Below are 15,397 nucleotides of genomic sequence, written 5' to 3'. Positions count from 1 at the left end.
CACCACACATGTCACCCCGGACCGCGACCACGGCCGTGGCCGTCCATCCGCTGCTCGCCGAGCGCTGGAGCCCCCGTTCGTTCGACGCCGCGCACACGCTGGGCGACGAGGAACTGGTCTCCCTGCTCGAAGCGGCCCGCTGGGCGCCCTCCGCCTTCAACGCGCAGCCGTGGCGGTTCCTGGTCGGCCGGCGCGGCGACCCGACCTATCGGCGCGTCCTCGACAGCCTGATTCCCTTCAACCAGGAATGGGCGCGCACCAGTTCGCTGCTGGTGGCCGCGCTGGCGGAGGAGCGCGCCGACAACGGCGTGCCACTGCACGGCGCCGCGTACGACACCGGGCTCGCTGTGTCCCAACTGGTCCTGCAAGCACACGCCTTGGGGCTGCACGGGCACCAGATGTCGGGCTTCGACGCCGAGGTGCTGCACGGCTCGCTGGGCGTACCGGGCGGTTACCGCGCGCTGTCCGTCGTCGCCGTCGGCGCGCTGGCCCCGGCGGACCTGCTGCCGCCGAGACTGCGCGAGCGGGAGACGGCCGCCCGTGAGCGGCGCCCCGTCGCCGAGACGTTCTTCGGCCCCACCTGGGGCACCCCGCTGCCCGCCGGCCCCTGAACACCCCCGGTACAGACCGTCCGAAGGAGTGCACATGCGGTGGCCCGCGCGCTGCTGCGCGCCCTGTCCGGGGACGGGCGCGCAGCAGCGCGCGGGCCACGCATCGCTCGCCGTGTGACGGGTCACCAGGGGCCGGTACCTGCGCGGACGGTGGCTTCGGTCGTCCCGGATGCTGCATGACGGCGTCCGATCGGGGCAAACGGTCCGTCTGGAACTGGGGAGGACGCCATGACGATGACGGAGCAGCCGGCCGAGCCGACGGAGAAGGGGCACACCTGCTGCGCGCGCCACGACGACCATGCCGCGCGGTCCGGCACCGAGGAGCCGGAGTCCGCGCGGGAGCGGGTGAACCGCCGCTGGAACGAGATCCTGCAGGAGACACGTGTCACTCAGACAGGTGTGCAGATCCTCTTCGGGTTCCTGCTCAGCGTGGCCTTCACCCCCCTGTTCCGTGAGCTGGAGACGCTGGACCGGGTCATCTACGTGATGACGGTGGTCTTCGGCGCGGCCGCGACGGGGTCGCTGATCGCGCCCGTCTCCATCCACCGCTTCCTGTCCGGGCAGCGCATGAAGGACGAGATGGTGGAGGCGGCCGGCCGGCTGATGGTGTGCGGGATGGTGCTGCTCGCGCTGACCATCGGCTGCACGCTGCTGCTGATACTGCGGTTCGTCGTGCCGGGCGTGCTCGCCGAGGTACTGGTGGGCGGGGTCATGCTGTGGTTCGGGCTGTGCTGGTACGTGCTGCCGCTGCGCCTGCGCCGCCGCGCCGCCCGCCGCGCACAGCGCGAAGAGGCCTGAGCACGCGGGTACGTGGACGCCTCGTGGCCCGACGGCTTCGGGGCGTCCGTCAGTCGTTCCCGACCGTCCCCACAGCGAGGGAGAGTGCGGTCGTGAGCGCTCCTGGACTCCGAGCACGACGTGATCCTGGTGGTGACCCACTGTCACGGGGGAGTACGGCCGGCTGCCTCACCGGCCGCCCCTGATCCGGTACGGGCTTCACCGGCGCAGGACGGTCTCCTGCTCCATGTGTGACAGCTTCTGCGGGTTACGCACCGCGTACAGCCCGGTGACCAGGCCGTCGTCGAAGCGGACCGCGAGCACGGTGTCCAGTTCGCCGTCGAGGTGAAGCACGAGCCCCGGACGGCCGTTCACCTCCGCCGGCCGCAGGGTCAGCGCGCCGGGGGCTTTGCGCAGCCCGCCCTGGAGCAGCCGGGCCACCCTGTCCGCGCCCACCACCGGCCGCAGCACCGCCTGCTTGATCCCGCCGCCGTCGCCGAGCAGGACGACGTCCGGCGCCAGCACGTCGAGCAGGCCCTGCAGGTCACCCGTCTCCACCGCCCGGCGGAACGCGTCCAGGGCGTGGCGCGTCCGGTCCCGCGACGCGTCCCCGCGCGGGCGGCGGGCCGCCACGTGCGCGCGGGCCCGGTGCGCGATCTGCCGCACCGCGGCCGGGGACTTGCCGACGGCCTCCGCGATCTCGTCGTACCCGACGTCGAACACCTCGCGCAGCACGAACACCGCCCGCTCCGTCGGCGCGAGGGTCTCCATCACCAGCATCATCGCCATCGAGACGCTGTCGGCCAGTTCGACGTCCTCGGCGACGTCGGGCGAGGTGAGCAGCGGCTCGGGCAGCCAGGAGCCGACGTAGGACTCCTTGCGGCGGCCGAGCGTGCGCAGCCGGGTCAGCGCCTGCCGCGTGGTGATGCGGACCAGGTACGCGCGCCGGTCCCGCACGCCGGCCAGGTCCACGCCGGCCCAGCGCAGCCACGTCTCCTGCAGCACTTCCTCGGCGTCGGCGGCCGAGCCGAGCATCTCGTAGGCGACGGTGAACAGCAGGTTCCGGTGGGCCAGGAAGTCCTCGGTGGCGGGCCCGACTCCCCCGTCGCCCCGGCCGGCCGTGTCCCCACGGCGCCCGTCGTCCCCGCGTGTCACGGTCGTTCCCTCGTCCCGTTCCCCGAACACAGTCATGCGCACGAGACGCCGGCCGGGCCGGATCCGTGACACCGGCGGCCTGTGGTCCACCTCACATCAGCCGCTCGTCACACGGTACGGGCCGCCGGCATCTGGTGGGTGTCCGCCGAACGACGACGAGTGAGGACGACACCATGGACGCACGCTTCAACCTGTGGGAGAACGAGATCTCCGCCCGCTTCGCCAAGCGGTTCGCCGGCGCGGGACTGATCATCCACGACTCCCCGCTGCCCAGGCCGGTCCAGGAACTGGTGTCGCTGCGCGCCAGCCAGATCAACGGCTGCGGTCACTGCGTCGACATGCACGTCAAGGAGGCCACCGCGGCCGGCGAGAGCGCGGTACGGCTCCACCTGGTCGCCACCTGGCGCGAGGCGACCGTGTTCACCGAGGCCGAGCAGGCGGCCCTCGCGCTGGCCGAGGAGGGCACCCGCCTCGCCGACGCCCACCAGGGCGTGTCGGACGAGACCTGGGCCCTGGTGCGCAAGCACTACGACGACGACCAGACCGCCGCGCTGGTCGCCCTGGTCGCCCTGATCAACGCGGCCAACCGGCTGGCGGTCATCGTCCACCAGAAGGGCGGCTCGTACGAGCCGGGGGCGTTCACGGCCGCGTTCGCCGAGGGGTGACGCACGGAGGCCGGGCGAGCCGCCCGGAGTCGCGGCGACTCCGGGCGGCCTCCGGGGGCGGCACACGCCGGTGTCATGCCTCGCGGTATGACTGGGCAGGGACATCGGTGGCCGTGCCCGGACCGTCCACGGGACCCGGCCGTGGCGCGCCACCCGGACGAAAGGGCCACACGCCATGACCGCCGAACGCGAGATCACCTCCCCCGTCGACCTGTGCCTTCCCGACGGGCGGCTCGATCCGGCGGCGGTCGGCTGGACCAGGCGGCCGCTGCACCGTGCGAACCTGCGCGGGTGGGGGCGGGCCAAGCGCTGGGAGTACTGGGGCATCGTGACCCCCACCCACATCGTCGGCCTGGTCGTCTCGTCCCTCGACTACGCCGGCACGCACGGCGTGTACGTGCTGGACCGGGCCACCGGCCGCGAACTGGCCGAGGACGCGGTGACACCGCTGGCGCGGGGCGTGCGCATGCCCGACCGCAGCGGCACGGGGACCGCGTCCGCGCGGGGCGGCGGGGTGGCGCTGGAGTTCGTCCAGCACCAGGACGGCACCGGCATCAGCGCGACCGCTCCGGGTTTCCGGCTGGAGGCCGAGGCGCCGCTCGTGCCGGGCCACGACTCCCTGGGCGTGGTCGTGCCGTGGGGCCGGCGCCGCTTCCAGTACACGGTGAAGGACCTCGGCCGTCCCGTGCGCGGACGTCTGACGCTCGGCTCGCGGGAGGTCACCTTCGACGCGTCCGACTCCTTCGCCGTCCTGGACCACGGGCGCGGCAAGTGGCGCTACTCCGTCTCCTGGAACTGGGCGGCGGGCTGCGCCCCGGGGCGGGCGGTCCAGCTCGGCGGCCGGTGGACCGACGGGACCGGCTCGACGGAGAACGCACTGTTCGTCGACGGCCGGATGCACAAGATCGGGGACGACCTGGTCTGGGAGTACGACCGGACCGACTGGCTGCGGCCGTGGCGGATCACCGGCCCCCGGGTGGAGGCCGGGTTCCACCCCGCCCACGTGCGGACCGCCAGGACGAACCTGCTCGTCGTGTCCGGCGACACCCGTCAGTGCTTCGGTGACTTCACCGGGCGCGCCCAGGCCGACGACGGCACCTGGGTGGACCTCGACGGTCTCACCGGCTGGGCGGAGGAGGCCCGCAACCGGTGGTGAGAAGGGAACCGCCCGTGACGCGCGCGTCACGGGCGGGGCGGGACGGAGCGGCTCAGCCGCTCTTGCGCCGGAACGACCGCTGGTTGGCCGCCGGGCCGTGCGCGGCGCGCACCTTGGACGCGTTCGGGTGGGCGGCCGCCTCGGCCGCGTCCGCCTGCGCACCGCGCTTGCGCGCCAGCGCCTCACGGAACTTGCGCTTCAGGTCGTAGGTGCCGTCGTCGTCCGGGGTGAGAGGGGACGTTCCGGCGTCCGCCGGCTCCGAACCTTCCGTGGCGGGCTGCTCTGCGGTCATGGTGACCTCCTGGGTTCGGTGCGGGGACGGGCGAGCTCAGCTTGTCACGTCCGGCCCCGTGCGGGGAGCGAATATCTGGGGGCGGTGCCGCTTCAGCCGGAGCGGCGCACCTGGGCGGCCCGGCGCGCCTCGGCGAGCTTGCGGGCCTCGCCGGCCTTGCGGGACGGCCTGCCGCCGGTGGCGCGGGGGGTGCCCTTGGTGGTTCCGAGGCCGCGGAAGGGGGCGTTGGTGTTCTTCGGCCGGGGCGCGGCGGGTCCGCCGTCGAGGGGGACGCCGGAGGGAGCCTGGGCGCCGGTGATCCGGGTCAGTTCCGCCTCGCCGGAGCGCACCGTGGTGACGGTGGCGCGGATGCCGGCGCCGGTCAGCATGCGGACCGTCTCGCGGCGCCCGCCCGACGCGACCAGCGTGACCACACGGCCGGACTCACCGGCGCGGGCGGTGCGGCCCGCGCGGTGCACGTAGTCCTTGGGGTCGGCGGGCGGATCCACGTTGACGACGAGGTCGAGGTCGTCGATGTGCAGGCCGCGGGCCGCGACGTCGGTCGCCACCAGGGCGGTGATCCGTCCCTCCTTGAACTGCGCGAGCGTCCGGGTGCGCTGCGGCTGGGACTTGCCGCTGTGCAGGGCCCCGGCCTGCACCCCGTGTGCCCGCAGGTGCCGGGTGAGCTGGTCGACGGCGTGCTTGGTCTCCAGGAACAGCAGGACGCGGCCGTCGCGGGCGGCGATCTCCGTGGTGACGGCGTAGCGGTCGGGGCCGTGGACGACCAGGACGTGGTGCTCCATGGTCGCGACGGAGCCCTCGGCCGGGTCGACGGAGTGGACGACGGGGTCGTGGAGGTGGTCGCGGACCAGCTGGTCGACGTCGCCGTCCAGGGTGGCGGAGAACAGCATGCGCTGTCCCTCGGGGCGCACCTGGGCGAGCACCTCGGTCACCTGCGGCAGGAAGCCCAGGTCGCACATCTGGTCGGCCTCGTCCAGGACGGTGATCCGCACCCGCCCGAGCCGGCAGGCGTTGCGCTCGACGAGGTCGTGCAGGCGTCCGGGCGTGGCGACGACCACCTCGGCCCCCTGGCGCAGCGCGGCGATCTGCCGGCCGATCGACATGCCGCCGACGACCGTGGCCATCCGCAGTCGCAGTGCCTCGGCGTACGGCGCGAGCGCCTGGGTGACCTGCTGGGCCAGCTCCCGGGTGGGCACGAGGACCAGGGCGAGGGGCTGCTTGGGTTCGGCGCGCCGTCCCGCCGTGCGGGTCAGCAGGGGGAGGCCGAAGGCGAGCGTCTTGCCGGAGCCGGTGCGCCCGCGTCCCAGGACGTCGCGTCCGCGCAGGGCGTCAGGAAGGGTGGCGGCCTGGATCGGGAAGGGGTCGCGCATCCCCTGCTCGTCCAGGGTGCGCAGTACCGCCTCCGGGAGTCCGAGGGCGGCGAAGGAGCCGGCCCGGGCGTCCACCGGCGTCGTGGTCTCGCGCACGCCGGTGCCTTCGTGGGCGGCGCCTTCCTGGGCGGTGCCTCCGTGGGCGGTGCCGGAGTCGTCGGGGTGCTTCATGAAGAGCCTTCCGCAGGGGAACGTGCCGAGGAAGGCCCGGCAGGAGGGGACGGTCCGCGCAGGGGGCGGAACCGGCCTGGGAGAAGCGCCCACCGCGACGACCACGCAAACGCGTCACACTAACACAGGGCATGACACGGGCCCACCGCGTCGATCACCGGCCACCGTGCGGCGGCCCCCTCCCGGTGCGGCTCACCGGTTCACCCCGTGGCCCCCACCACGGGCGGGCATGCGAGCGCCGCCCGTCCTCCGTCCGCCTCGATGCCGTGCGCGGCGGCCCAGGCAGGGGTGGGCCGCCGCGTTCGAGAACCGGGGGGGACGGCGGGCCGCGGGCACAACTCCCCCGCACAAGCCGTCACTTACGCCGACGGCCCCGGCGCGGCGTACGGGCGGAGCGGCGGGCCGCGCGGCTCGGCGGGCCGTATGAGCCGCGGTGGCCCGGCGCGGGCCAGCCGAGCCGGGAGGCAGGCGCGGGTCAGCCGAGCGGCAGACGGCGCCGGCGTGCCGGGCGGGCCGCCGACCCGGCTCGGGCGCGGGCGGCGCGGCGGGCCGCGTAGGCCGCGGGCAGGTAGCGGAGCCGCTCGGGCAGGCGCGGAACCACCATACGCACGACACGGCCGAACAGCCGCAGCCGGCGCTCGTCGCGCGCCGTCCAGACGATGTCCAGCCGCTCCCGCGCGACGGGCGGCAACAGCCCTCTCGTGACGAAGACTTGCAGCCGCAGCAGCGGCGGACACAGCACCGGCCAGAGCCGGCGCAGCACCGCCCCCGCACCGTCCGGCGGAGGCACGGACCGCCGTGCGTCGAGCAACTCCTCGACGACGACCGTCCGTTCCAGCTCGTCACGGACCATCGCGCCGAAGTAGACCCAGAACTCCTCCGGGGAGCCCGGCATGTCCCGCTCCCGGATGCCGAGGATGCGGCCGAGCCGGCGCGCCTCCTCGTGCAGACGCCGTTCCCCCTGCTCGTCGAACGGCCGGAACAGGTACCGCGCGGCCCGCAGGAAGACGGGGAATCCGGTGGCGTGCACCCAGGCGTAGGGGGCGGGGTTCAGCGCGTGGTAGGGACGGTCGCGGGTGTCGGTGCCACGGAAGTCCTTGTGCAGCCGGCGCAGCCTGCGCCCCTCCTCGACGGCCCGGTCACCGCCGTAGACCCACAGCTGCAGCGAGTCGAGCGAGCGGCGGGCGCGCCCCCAGGGGTCGGTACGGAACACGGAGTGTTCGTCGACCCCCGCGCCCACGGCCGGGTGCGCGACCTGGAGCACCAGGGCGGCGGGCAGGTACAGCAGGACACGGATGTCGCCGACCATGTCCCACAGGAGCGTGTCGGGGGTGAACGGAACGGTTTCGGCCCGGGACGCGCGGTCACCGCGCGCCGGTGCGGGCTCCGGGCCCGGCACCGGTTCCGGTGTCGTCTCGGGGGCGTGGTCCGCACGGCCGCTGTCCATACCTCCAGCCTCCCACCCCCCTGCGGCCGCAGATCGGCCGGGCGTCAGGGCAGGTCCGGACGCACCAGCGCCCTGGCGAAAGGCTCCCCCGTGCGCCGGGCGTACGCCATCCGCTCCCGCACCTCCCTGAGCGTGCGGGGGCGGTACCCCGGCCCGCAGCAGCAGCCCATGGGGAAGCGGACGCCCGCGTGCAGGAGCAGCGACAGCACCCTCCACCCCTCGGTGTCCCGGCGGGGCGGCGCCGCGAAGGCGGCCCCGAGTGCTGAATGTGAACGTCGTGGCCCTGACGGCACTGACCAGGGCCGCGGTGCCGGGCATGCTGGCGCGCGGCCGGGGCGCCGTGATCAACGTGGCGTCGCTCCTGGCGTTCGCCGGCGACCTGCCGCCGGATCCCCTCCCCCAGCGGGCCGTGTACGCCGGGTCCAAGGGGTACGCGGTGACCTTCACCCGGACCCTGGCCGCCGAGCTGACCGACGCCCCGGTGCGGGTGCAGGTCGTCTGCCCCGGGCTCACGGCGACCGAGTTCCACCTCGGCGCCGGGGACACCCCGGTGGGCGGTGAGCGCCGGGTCCACGACGAGGGCGGCATGCCGGCGGCGGACGTGGTGACGGCGTCCCTCGCGGGTCTGGAGGCCGGGGAGGTGGTGTGCGTACCCGGTCTCACAAAGGCGGACGCCGTGGCTCGCCTTGCGGCAGCGGAACTGGACCTGCGCCGCGGCTCGGGCGCCCGCATGGCACCGCGCTACGGACGGACAAAGTGACCGCGCGGGCCCGCCGGTGACCGCTCACGTCCCCATGGGCGCGGGCGGTCACCGCGGGTGAACCACGTCAGGCGCCCAGCTTGCCGACCGTGTCGGACAGGGTCCCCGCCACGTCGTGCAGGTCCTGGTCGCTCGGGTCGGGACCCAGTCGCTCGACCAGGTCACGCTTGGTGATCACGAGCAGCGCTCCCCGGGACTCCTCTCCCGACGGCTGCTCGACCACGCGGGCCCTGCCTTCCAGCAGGACGAGCGCGGCGTCGTCGTTCGCGGCGTCACAGAGGTCCCTGACATGGCTCTCGTCGATCATTCGTCACCCTCCGGTGTGAGTGGGCCGGTGGCGCAGGACCGCGCGCGGTCGTCGTCGCTCTTCGCTCACGGCTACGCGCTGTCGGCCAGCTCGGCGTGCCCCTGTGCGCGGGCGCAGTGGGCGCAGCAGAAGAACTGGCCGCCCACCTGATGCCCGTGTCCGAGGACCTTGCACTGACAGTTGTCGCAGATGGGCGCCAGCTTGTGGGCGGCGCACTCGATGCTGTCGAACGTGTGGACGGAGCCATCGACCGTGCGCACCTCGAAGGACAGGGTGTAGTCGTTTCCGCACACTTCACAGACCGCCATGATCCGCTCCCTTCCGCAGTACCGGCCGAGTACCGCGCCGGACCCCACGTCATGCGGGCGAACCGTGCGGCAGGCGGGACGGCTGCGACACCGGTGACGGTGCCGGCACCCGGCCGACGAAGATCGGGACCACTGGGCCGATCTCAAGTGGAGCCGTTCCAGGGGAAGTTCACAGTCCCTACACTCACGATCATGACAACTGAGACGCCTCTCGCCGGCGCGGTGGCCGACGGCACCGCCGAGCCCTCCCTTTTCGCGACGATGTCCACCATGAGGGCCATGCGGCGCCTGCGCCCCGACCCGCTCCCCGACGAGCTGGTGGACCGGCTCATACAGGCGGCCGTGTGGGGCCCCAGCGGCGGCAACATGCAGCGCTACCAGTACGTCGTCGTCACCGACCGGGCGGTCATGGCCGAGCTGGCGCCGCTGTGGAAGCGGTGCGTGGACGCATACCTGGCCACGACCGGCAAGTACGCCCCCGAGGGCATGGACGAGGCCGCGTACGGGCGCATGGTCGCCGCGATCGAGTACCAGCGCGACCACTTCGCCGACACGCCCGCGCTGATCATCCCCTGCTACCAGTTCCCCGCGCCGAGGATCGAGGAGGAGGGCCTGCGGATCTACGCCGAGGCGCTGGGCGCGGAGGCTACGGAGCGTATGGGGCGGATCCAGGAGCGGTTCTCCGCCCTCGCGGAGGGCTCGTGCGTCTACCCGGGCGTGCAGAACCTGCTGCTCGCGGCGCGCGGCCTGGGCCTGGCCGCCAACATCACCATCTGGCACCTCTTCCTGGAGAACGAGTGGAAGGCGGCCCTCGGCATCCCCGAGGACATGAACACCTTCGCCGCGATCCCGGTGGGGCGGCCCCAGGGCAACTTCGGCCCGGTCCGCCGCCGCCCGGTCGAGGAGGTCGTCCACCGCAACCGCTGGTAGGGCGCCCCCGCACGTCGCCGTGCCGGACCGGACCGCCCGTGCGGGGCCCGGTCCGGCACGGTACGGCCGCGGTACGGATCCGTACGGCAGCCGTACGGGTCCGCACGCGTGGCCCGACCGCCAGTTCGGTCGTTGTGCTCCCTGACGGATCACTGTGCGGTGGAGCAGGGGGCGCGATGGGCAGGACCACCCAGCGGGAGTGCGGTACGGCCGGCCGGCGCGGGCCCGACAAGGAGCGTCCGGCGGCGTGGAGCGCCTACGGCAAGCTCGTCCGCCTCTTCCGCGAGCGCGCCGGCCTCACCCAGCAGGCCCTCGCGGACGCCATCGGCTACTCCATGGAGCAGGTCGCGTCCGTCGAGCAGGGCCGCCGCCCGGCGAAGGCGGCCTTCACGGAGGCCGCGGAACGCGTGCTGGACGCGGGCGGGGCCCTGCGGGTGCTCCAGCAGGACGTGGACCGGGCCAAACTGCCACTGTTCCTCCAGGACTTCGCCCTCCTGGAAGCGGAGGCGGTGAGCCGCTTCTCGTACGACCCGATGCTGGTGCCGGGGTTGTTGCAGACGGAGGCGTATGCCCAGGCGCTTCTTGATGCGCACTTCCCTCCCCTGGACGGGGAGACGGTCGAGCAGAGGGTGGCGGCCCGAATGGCCCGGCAGTCACTGCTGACCCGCAAGAACCCGCCGATCGTCTTCGTGTTCATCGTGGAGGAGTCCGCGATCCGACGCGTGATCGGTGACACCACCCTGATGCGGGTGCAGTGGGCACACCTGCTGGAGTGCTCGGCCATGCGCAACGTCGAGTTGCAGATCATGCCCACGGCCCGAGGCGCCCACAGCGGACTCAACGGCCCCATGGTGTTGTTGGAGTCGACCGACCGCAAACAGCACGTCTATGTTGAAGCCCAGGACATCGTGAGCGTGAGGTCCGACCGACACGAGGTGAGCGAGTTCTGGCTTCGGTATGGAACGCTGCGGACGCAGGCCCTCAACACCGAGGAGTCCTCGCGCCTCATCCAGCACATGGCAGGGGAGCTATGAGCATCGACCTTGAGTGGGTCAAGAGCAGCTACAGCGGGACGAGCGGCGGCGACTGCGTCGAGGTGGCCGCCCACCGGAACACCGTGTACGTACGGGACTCCAAGGCCGTCGGCAACGGCCCCGTGCTGCGGGTCGGCCGTGACCAGTGGGCCGCCTTCGTGGCCCTCGCCGCCAGGTAAGCACGCCGGTTTGCCCTGAACCCGTCCGTCAAGGACCAGCCCCCGGCCGACTGGCGTCGGCCGGGGGCTGTGGTGGGTGGGGGGTCAGGCCCCCTGCGAGAACTCCGCGTGGAAGCGCCGCGTGTGGTCCACCCGCCTTACCGGGCCGGTCAGCGTGACCGTCGCGGTGAGGCGGGCGTCCGTGCTGGACGCGGCCAGGCGCAGTTCCAGGGCGCCCGGTTCGACGATCCGGTGGCCCTCGCGGCCGGTGAACGACGCCACGTCCGCCGGGACCGTGACGCGCACCCTCCGCTCCTCGCCCGGCTCCAGCTCGACCCGGGTGTAGCCGACCAGCCGTTGCACCGGCTGGACCACGGAGGCGACCGGGTCGTGCAGGTAGAGCTGGACGACCTCGGTGCCGGTCCGGTCGCCCGTGTTGCGGACGGTGAGGGACGCGGTGAACTCGCCGTCCGTGGGCGCCTGTCCGGCGTCCACGACGAGGTCGCTCCAGGCGAACGTGGTGTACGTCAGACCGTGTCCGAAGCCGAACGCCGGGGTCGGGTCGATGTTGGAGACCTCGCTGGCCTGGGCGAGCGGGGCGCCGAGGTACGTGGTCGGCTGCGAGCCGGCGCTGTTCGGGACGCTCACCGGCAGACGCCCGGAGGGGGCGGTCCGGCCGCTGAGCACACCGGCGATGGCCCGGGTGCCCGCGACTCCGGGGAAGAACGACTGCACGATCGCCGCCGAGTCGGCGACCGCGCGGCCGAGCGCGTACGGGCGGCCCGCGAGCAGCACGGTCACCACCGGCGTACCGGAGTCGAGAGTTGCGTCGAGGAGCTGCTGCTGGGCGCCGGGCAGGGCGAGGGACTCCGCGTCGCAGCCCTCACCGCTGGTGCCCCGGCCGAACAGGCCCGCGCGGTCACCGAGCGCCACGACGACGATGTCGGCGTCACGCGCCGTGGCCACCGCCTCGGCGATGCCGGTGAGGTCGCCGTCGTCGATGCCCGTGCCGCGCACCACGGTGATGTCGGCGTCGGGGAACTCGGCGGACAGGCTGTCGCGCAGGCTGGGCAGCTCGATGCCCACGGGCATGTCCGGGTACTTCACGCCCACGTGCTGCGGGAAGGAGTAGCAGCCCAGGACGGCGGCGGCCTCGTCGGCGTTGGGGCCGATCAGCGCGATGCGGCGAGGACGGTCCAGCGGCAGGGTGCCGTCGTTGGTGAGCAGCACGACCGCCTTCTCGGCGATCTCCCGGGCCAGTTCGCGGTTCTCGGGGCCGTCGAGGTCGATCGTGCCGCGCAGCGACTCCGGGTCGTCCAGGTCGGCGCCGTCGAACGCGGGCGGCAGCGGGTTCCAGTCCCGGTCCAGCAGGCCGAGTTCCGCCTTCTGGGTGAGGACGCGGCGCAGGGCCCGGTCAATGACGGACTCCGGCACCCGGCCGTCGGTGACGGCGTCGACGAGCGGGGCGCCGAACGTCTTGACGGTGGGCAGTTCGACGTCGACGCCCGCCTGGAGCGCGGCGCCGGCCGCGTCGGCGAAGTCGCCGGCGATGCCGTGCAGCGTCTTGAGGAACGCGATGCCGAAGTAGTCGGCCACCACGGTGCCGTCGAAGCCCCAGGTGTCCCGCAGCAGTCCGGTGAGCAGGCTCTCGTCGGCCGCGGCGGGCATACCGTCGATGTCGGTGTAGGCGTGCATGACGGAGCGCGCGCCGCCCTCGCGGATCGCCATCTCGAACGGCGGCAGCAGCACGTCGGCGCGTTCACGCGGCCCCACGGACGAGGGGGCGAGGTTGCGGCCGGCGCGGGAGGCCGAGTAGCCGACGAAGTGCTTGAGGGTGGCGACGATCCCGGCGGACTCCAGGCCCCGCACATAGGCGGTGCCGATGGTGCCGACGAGGTACGGGTCCTCGCCGATGGTCTCCTCCACACGTCCCCAGCGGGCGTCGCGGACGACGTCCAGCACGGGGGCGAGTCCCTGGTGGACGCCGACGGCGCGCATGTCGCGGCCGATGGCGGCGGCCATCCTGCGGACGACGTCCGGGTCGAAGGTGGCGCCCCAGGACAGCGGCACGGGGTAGGCGGTGGCGCCCCAGGCGGCGAAGCCGGCCAGGCACTCCTCGTGCGCCACGGCGGGGATGCCGAAGCGGTTCGCGGAGGTGATCCGGGACTGGGTGCGCAGCAGGGACAGCGCGCCGAGCGCCGGGTCGACGGGCGCGGTGCCGAAGGGGCGGGTGAGCTGGCCCAGGCCGGCGGGGAGGAGCGCGTCGAGGTCGACGGCCTCCTCCATGTCGTGCTGGTGCGGGGCGACTTCGCCGCCGTTGGCGGACGCGCCGACCCAGACGCCGTACAGCTGGGCGATCTTCTCCTCGAGGGTCATGACGCCGATCAGCGCGTCGACCCGGGCGGAGACGGGGTGGGAGGGGTCGTTCCAGACAGGGGTTTCGGGGGTGGTCTCTACGGCCACGTTCGCGGTCACTTTCCTCCGACACCCATCAGACCCTGGACCAGGGCACGACGGGCGAACAGGTAGACGAGAAGGATGGGCACCATGGACAGCACCACGGCTCCCAGCAGACCGGGGATGTCGATGCCGTGCTCGGTCTGGAAGTTGTACAGACCCAGGGTCACGACCTTGGTGGAGTCGGACTGGGTCAGCACCAGCGGGAACAGGAAGCCGTTCCATGCCTGGAGCGCGGAGAAGACCACGATGGTGGACAGTCCGCCCCGGGACAGCGGCATCACGAGCTGGAAGAACATGCGCCGCGGGGAGGCGCCGTCCATGGCCATGGCCTCGTACAGCTCCGGGGAGATGTCACGCATGGCGCCACTGAGGATCAGCGCGGACATCGGCAGGCAGAAGGCGGCCGTGGGCAGGATGACGCCGAGCAGGTTGTCGTACAGCCCGGCTTCGCTGATCAGGTAGAACATCGGCACGATGACGGCCTGGGCGGGGATCGCCAGACCGAGCAGGAACAGCCGGAAGATCGCCGACGTGGCCTTGCCCCGGCTGCGCACGATGGCGTAGGCGAGCGGCGGGACCAGCAGCACCACGATGCCGATCACGCAGGCGGTGACGACGAGCGTGTTGAAGAAGTACTGGCCGAAGCCCGAGTCGAAGGCGCCGGTGAAGTTGTCCAGGGTGAAGGTGTCCGGAAGGGAGACCGGACCGTTCGCGGCGTAGTCCTGGCGGGTGCGCAGGGTCGCGGCGAGCATCACGTACAGCGGCAGGCCGACGAGGAGCAGCCAGACGATCGAGCCGGCGCCGGCCAGGTAGTTGGGGCGGCGCCTCATGACACACCCTCCATGGTGCTGCGCATCTTGTCGTAGCCGGAGACCTTCACCACGACCAGGGAGATGATGGTGGCGGCGACGACCAGGGCGAGGGCGATGGCGGAACCGGCCCCGAAGTCGAAGCCCTTGAAGGCCTTGTCGTACATGTAGTAGGCGCTGATGGTGGTGTCGGTGCCGGGGCCGCCCTGGGTCAGGATGAGGACGGTCTCGAAGGTGGTGAGGCCACCGACGATCATCAGGATCATCGACGTGATCATCGAGTTGCGCAGCTGCGGCAGGGTGATGTGGAAGAACTGCCGGTAGCGGCCCGCGCCGTCGATCTCCGCCGCCTGGTACAGCACCTGCGGGATCGCGCGGGCGGCGCCCTGGTAGATCAGCGTGTGGAACGGCGTGAACTGCCAGGTGCTCACGAACGCGAGCACGCCGATGGCGGTGGCCTGCTCGCCGAACAGGTTGCCGTCGCCGAACAGCCAGGTGGCGTCCGCCGGGATGCCGAAGTTCGGGTCGAGCAGCGCGCGCCACAGCACGGAGACGGCGGTGGCGGACAGCAGCAGCGGGATGAAGTAGATGACCGACAGCACCGCGCGGTTGCGCTGGTGGCCCGCGGCCCAGACGCCGAGCAGGATGCTCAGCGGGGTCTGGACGACCACGCCGAGCGCGGTCAGCAGCAGGGTCAGCCAGATGCTCTGGAGCATCACCGGGTCGTCCATCAGGCGCGACCAGTTGTCCGTGCCGACCCACTGGGGCGAGCCGATCCCGTCCCAGCTCATGAAGGACAGCACCGCGACCATGATCAGCGGGACGATGGCGAAGAGGGCGAAGAACACTGCGGCGGGCAGCGCCCAGGCGAAGCCCGGACGGCCCACCTTGGATACGGACGGGGAGGCGGCCGGCCGCCGCCGGGACTCCTTGCGGAGCCCGGCGGCGGGCGGGGCGCTCGTGATCTTTGTGGTCATGAGCCGTTCG

The 15,397-nt window shown here is 72.8% G+C and carries 18 protein-coding genes; 8 read left to right on the top strand and 10 right to left on the bottom strand.

The genetic code is table 11. The annotated features are described in order from the left end of the window. Positions 1-8 precede the first annotated feature (8 nt). Together F3L20_RS15650 and F3L20_RS15645 are read left to right on the top strand one after the other, a co-directional pair. Complete coding sequence (locus F3L20_RS15650; protein ID WP_150154911.1) at positions 9-611, top strand: nitroreductase family protein; 603 nt, start codon at positions 9-11, stop codon at positions 609-611. Between the two features lie 228 nt (positions 612-839). Continuing rightward, positions 840-1,409, top strand: a complete 570-nt coding sequence (locus F3L20_RS15645) for a DUF6328 family protein (protein WP_150154910.1) — start codon at positions 840-842, stop codon at positions 1,407-1,409. Positions 1,410-1,607: 198 nt separating this feature from the next. Here F3L20_RS15645 and F3L20_RS15640 read toward each other — a convergent pair whose 3' ends face one another. Then, complete coding sequence (locus tag F3L20_RS15640; RefSeq protein WP_431193192.1) at positions 1,608-2,579, bottom strand: RNA polymerase sigma-70 factor; 972 nt, start codon at positions 2,577-2,579, stop codon at positions 1,608-1,610. A gap of 137 nt (positions 2,580-2,716) precedes the next feature. Between F3L20_RS15640 and F3L20_RS15635 the strand changes: the two genes are divergently transcribed. Further along, positions 2,717-3,208 (top strand): carboxymuconolactone decarboxylase family protein, encoded by a 492-nt coding sequence (locus tag F3L20_RS15635; protein ID WP_150154908.1) that lies wholly within the window; start codon positions 2,717-2,719, stop codon positions 3,206-3,208. A gap of 175 nt (positions 3,209-3,383) precedes the next feature. Further along, on the top strand, positions 3,384-4,364 hold the full coding sequence (locus F3L20_RS15630; RefSeq protein ID WP_150154907.1) for a DUF2804 domain-containing protein: 981 nt from the start codon (positions 3,384-3,386) through the stop codon (positions 4,362-4,364). A gap of 52 nt (positions 4,365-4,416) precedes the next feature. Here the strand turns inward: F3L20_RS15630 and F3L20_RS15625 are convergent, their stop codons facing one another. From F3L20_RS15625 to F3L20_RS15610, 4 genes are all read right to left on the bottom strand, one after another. Continuing rightward, positions 4,417-4,656, bottom strand: coding sequence for a DUF5302 domain-containing protein (locus F3L20_RS15625; protein WP_145824857.1), 240 nt, complete (start codon positions 4,654-4,656; stop codon positions 4,417-4,419). A gap of 92 nt (positions 4,657-4,748) precedes the next feature. Beyond that, a complete protein-coding gene (locus F3L20_RS15620) occupies positions 4,749-6,197 on the bottom strand; it encodes a DEAD/DEAH box helicase (protein WP_150154906.1) in 1,449 nt (482 codons plus the stop codon). Between the two features lie 475 nt (positions 6,198-6,672). Beyond that, positions 6,673-7,644: an oxygenase MpaB family protein gene (locus F3L20_RS15615; protein ID WP_150154905.1), complete on the bottom strand. Its 972-nt coding sequence runs from the start codon at positions 7,642-7,644 to the stop codon at positions 6,673-6,675. Positions 7,645-7,688: 44 nt separating this feature from the next. Then, the gene (locus F3L20_RS15610; RefSeq protein WP_150154904.1) at positions 7,689-7,937 is read right to left on the bottom strand and encodes a hypothetical protein; all 249 of its coding nucleotides are present in this window, start codon (positions 7,935-7,937) and stop codon (positions 7,689-7,691) included. Here F3L20_RS15610 and F3L20_RS15605 point away from each other — a divergent pair. Next, positions 7,904-8,404, top strand: coding sequence for an SDR family NAD(P)-dependent oxidoreductase (locus F3L20_RS15605; protein WP_382686128.1), 501 nt, complete (start codon positions 7,904-7,906; stop codon positions 8,402-8,404). The genes F3L20_RS15610 and F3L20_RS15605 overlap by 34 nt on opposite strands. A gap of 67 nt (positions 8,405-8,471) precedes the next feature. Here the strand turns inward: F3L20_RS15605 and F3L20_RS15600 are convergent, their stop codons facing one another. Both F3L20_RS15600 and F3L20_RS15595 read right to left on the bottom strand, forming a co-directional pair. Then, complete coding sequence (locus F3L20_RS15600) at positions 8,472-8,711, bottom strand: hypothetical protein (RefSeq protein ID WP_150154903.1); 240 nt, start codon at positions 8,709-8,711, stop codon at positions 8,472-8,474. Between the two features lie 71 nt (positions 8,712-8,782). Then, the gene (locus F3L20_RS15595) at positions 8,783-9,019 is read right to left on the bottom strand and encodes a hypothetical protein (protein ID WP_145824864.1); all 237 of its coding nucleotides are present in this window, start codon (positions 9,017-9,019) and stop codon (positions 8,783-8,785) included. Between the two features lie 192 nt (positions 9,020-9,211). On the opposite strand from F3L20_RS15595, the gene F3L20_RS15590 reads away from it, so the two are divergent. The 3 genes from F3L20_RS15590 (at position 9,212) to F3L20_RS15580 (ending at position 11,162) form a co-directional block, all read left to right on the top strand. Then, positions 9,212-9,949: a nitroreductase family protein gene (locus tag F3L20_RS15590; protein WP_150154902.1), complete on the top strand. Its 738-nt coding sequence runs from the start codon at positions 9,212-9,214 to the stop codon at positions 9,947-9,949. Positions 9,950-10,125: 176 nt separating this feature from the next. Next, positions 10,126-10,983, top strand: coding sequence for a helix-turn-helix domain-containing protein (locus F3L20_RS15585; RefSeq protein ID WP_150154901.1), 858 nt, complete (start codon positions 10,126-10,128; stop codon positions 10,981-10,983). Beyond that, positions 10,980-11,162 carry a DUF397 domain-containing protein gene (locus tag F3L20_RS15580; protein WP_145824866.1) on the top strand — a complete coding sequence of 61 codons (183 nt, stop codon included), beginning with the start codon at positions 10,980-10,982 and terminating at the stop codon, positions 11,160-11,162. Before F3L20_RS15585 ends, F3L20_RS15580 begins: the two co-directional genes overlap by 4 nt. Before the next feature lie 84 nt (positions 11,163-11,246). On the opposite strand, the gene F3L20_RS15575 is transcribed toward F3L20_RS15580, so the two are convergent. Genes F3L20_RS15575 through F3L20_RS15565 form a run of 3 tightly spaced genes read right to left on the bottom strand, consistent with a single transcriptional unit; the run spans position 11,247 to position 15,387 of the window. Then, positions 11,247-13,616 (bottom strand): beta-glucosidase family protein, encoded by a 2,370-nt coding sequence (locus F3L20_RS15575; RefSeq protein ID WP_150154900.1) that lies wholly within the window; start codon positions 13,614-13,616, stop codon positions 11,247-11,249. Continuing rightward, on the bottom strand, positions 13,613-14,431 hold the full coding sequence (locus tag F3L20_RS15570) for a carbohydrate ABC transporter permease (protein ID WP_145824868.1): 819 nt from the start codon (positions 14,429-14,431) through the stop codon (positions 13,613-13,615). The genes F3L20_RS15575 and F3L20_RS15570 overlap by 4 nt, the downstream gene beginning before the upstream one ends. Beyond that, positions 14,428-15,387, bottom strand: coding sequence for a carbohydrate ABC transporter permease (locus F3L20_RS15565; RefSeq protein WP_145824869.1), 960 nt, complete (start codon positions 15,385-15,387; stop codon positions 14,428-14,430). Before F3L20_RS15565 ends, F3L20_RS15570 begins: the two co-directional genes overlap by 4 nt. Positions 15,388-15,397 lie beyond the last annotated feature (10 nt).

It is taken from the genome of Streptomyces tendae (assembly GCF_008632955.1).
Classification (GTDB): domain Bacteria; phylum Actinomycetota; class Actinomycetes; order Streptomycetales; family Streptomycetaceae; genus Streptomyces.
The sequence above is the reverse complement of the archived record's forward strand: the minus strand, read 5'-3'. Positions and strand labels throughout refer to the sequence as shown.

What these genes read in the sequence shown, in the direction of transcription:
- F3L20_RS15650 (WP_150154911.1), top strand. Translation starts at nt 9, where the DNA reads ATGTCACCCCGGACCGCGACCACGGCCGTGGCCGTCCATCCGCTGCTC.
- F3L20_RS15645 (WP_150154910.1), top strand. Translation starts at nt 840, where the DNA reads ATGACGATGACGGAGCAGCCGGCCGAGCCGACGGAGAAGGGGCACACC.
- F3L20_RS15640 (WP_431193192.1), bottom strand. Translation starts at nt 2,579, where the DNA reads ATGACTGTGTTCGGGGAACGGGACGAGGGAACGACCGTGACACGCGGG.
- F3L20_RS15635 (WP_150154908.1), top strand. Translation starts at nt 2,717, where the DNA reads ATGGACGCACGCTTCAACCTGTGGGAGAACGAGATCTCCGCCCGCTTC.
- F3L20_RS15630 (WP_150154907.1), top strand. Translation starts at nt 3,384, where the DNA reads ATGACCGCCGAACGCGAGATCACCTCCCCCGTCGACCTGTGCCTTCCC.
- F3L20_RS15625 (WP_145824857.1), bottom strand. Translation starts at nt 4,656, where the DNA reads ATGACCGCAGAGCAGCCCGCCACGGAAGGTTCGGAGCCGGCGGACGCC.
- F3L20_RS15620 (WP_150154906.1), bottom strand. Translation starts at nt 6,197, where the DNA reads ATGAAGCACCCCGACGACTCCGGCACCGCCCACGGAGGCACCGCCCAG.
- F3L20_RS15615 (WP_150154905.1), bottom strand. Translation starts at nt 7,644, where the DNA reads ATGGACAGCGGCCGTGCGGACCACGCCCCCGAGACGACACCGGAACCG.
- F3L20_RS15600 (WP_150154903.1), bottom strand. Translation starts at nt 8,711, where the DNA reads ATGATCGACGAGAGCCATGTCAGGGACCTCTGTGACGCCGCGAACGAC.
- F3L20_RS15595 (WP_145824864.1), bottom strand. Translation starts at nt 9,019, where the DNA reads ATGGCGGTCTGTGAAGTGTGCGGAAACGACTACACCCTGTCCTTCGAG.
- F3L20_RS15590 (WP_150154902.1), top strand. Translation starts at nt 9,212, where the DNA reads ATGACAACTGAGACGCCTCTCGCCGGCGCGGTGGCCGACGGCACCGCC.
- F3L20_RS15585 (WP_150154901.1), top strand. Translation starts at nt 10,126, where the DNA reads ATGGGCAGGACCACCCAGCGGGAGTGCGGTACGGCCGGCCGGCGCGGG.
- F3L20_RS15580 (WP_145824866.1), top strand. Translation starts at nt 10,980, where the DNA reads ATGAGCATCGACCTTGAGTGGGTCAAGAGCAGCTACAGCGGGACGAGC.
- F3L20_RS15570 (WP_145824868.1), bottom strand. Translation starts at nt 14,431, where the DNA reads ATGAGGCGCCGCCCCAACTACCTGGCCGGCGCCGGCTCGATCGTCTGG.
- F3L20_RS15565 (WP_145824869.1), bottom strand. Translation starts at nt 15,387, where the DNA reads ATGACCACAAAGATCACGAGCGCCCCGCCCGCCGCCGGGCTCCGCAAG.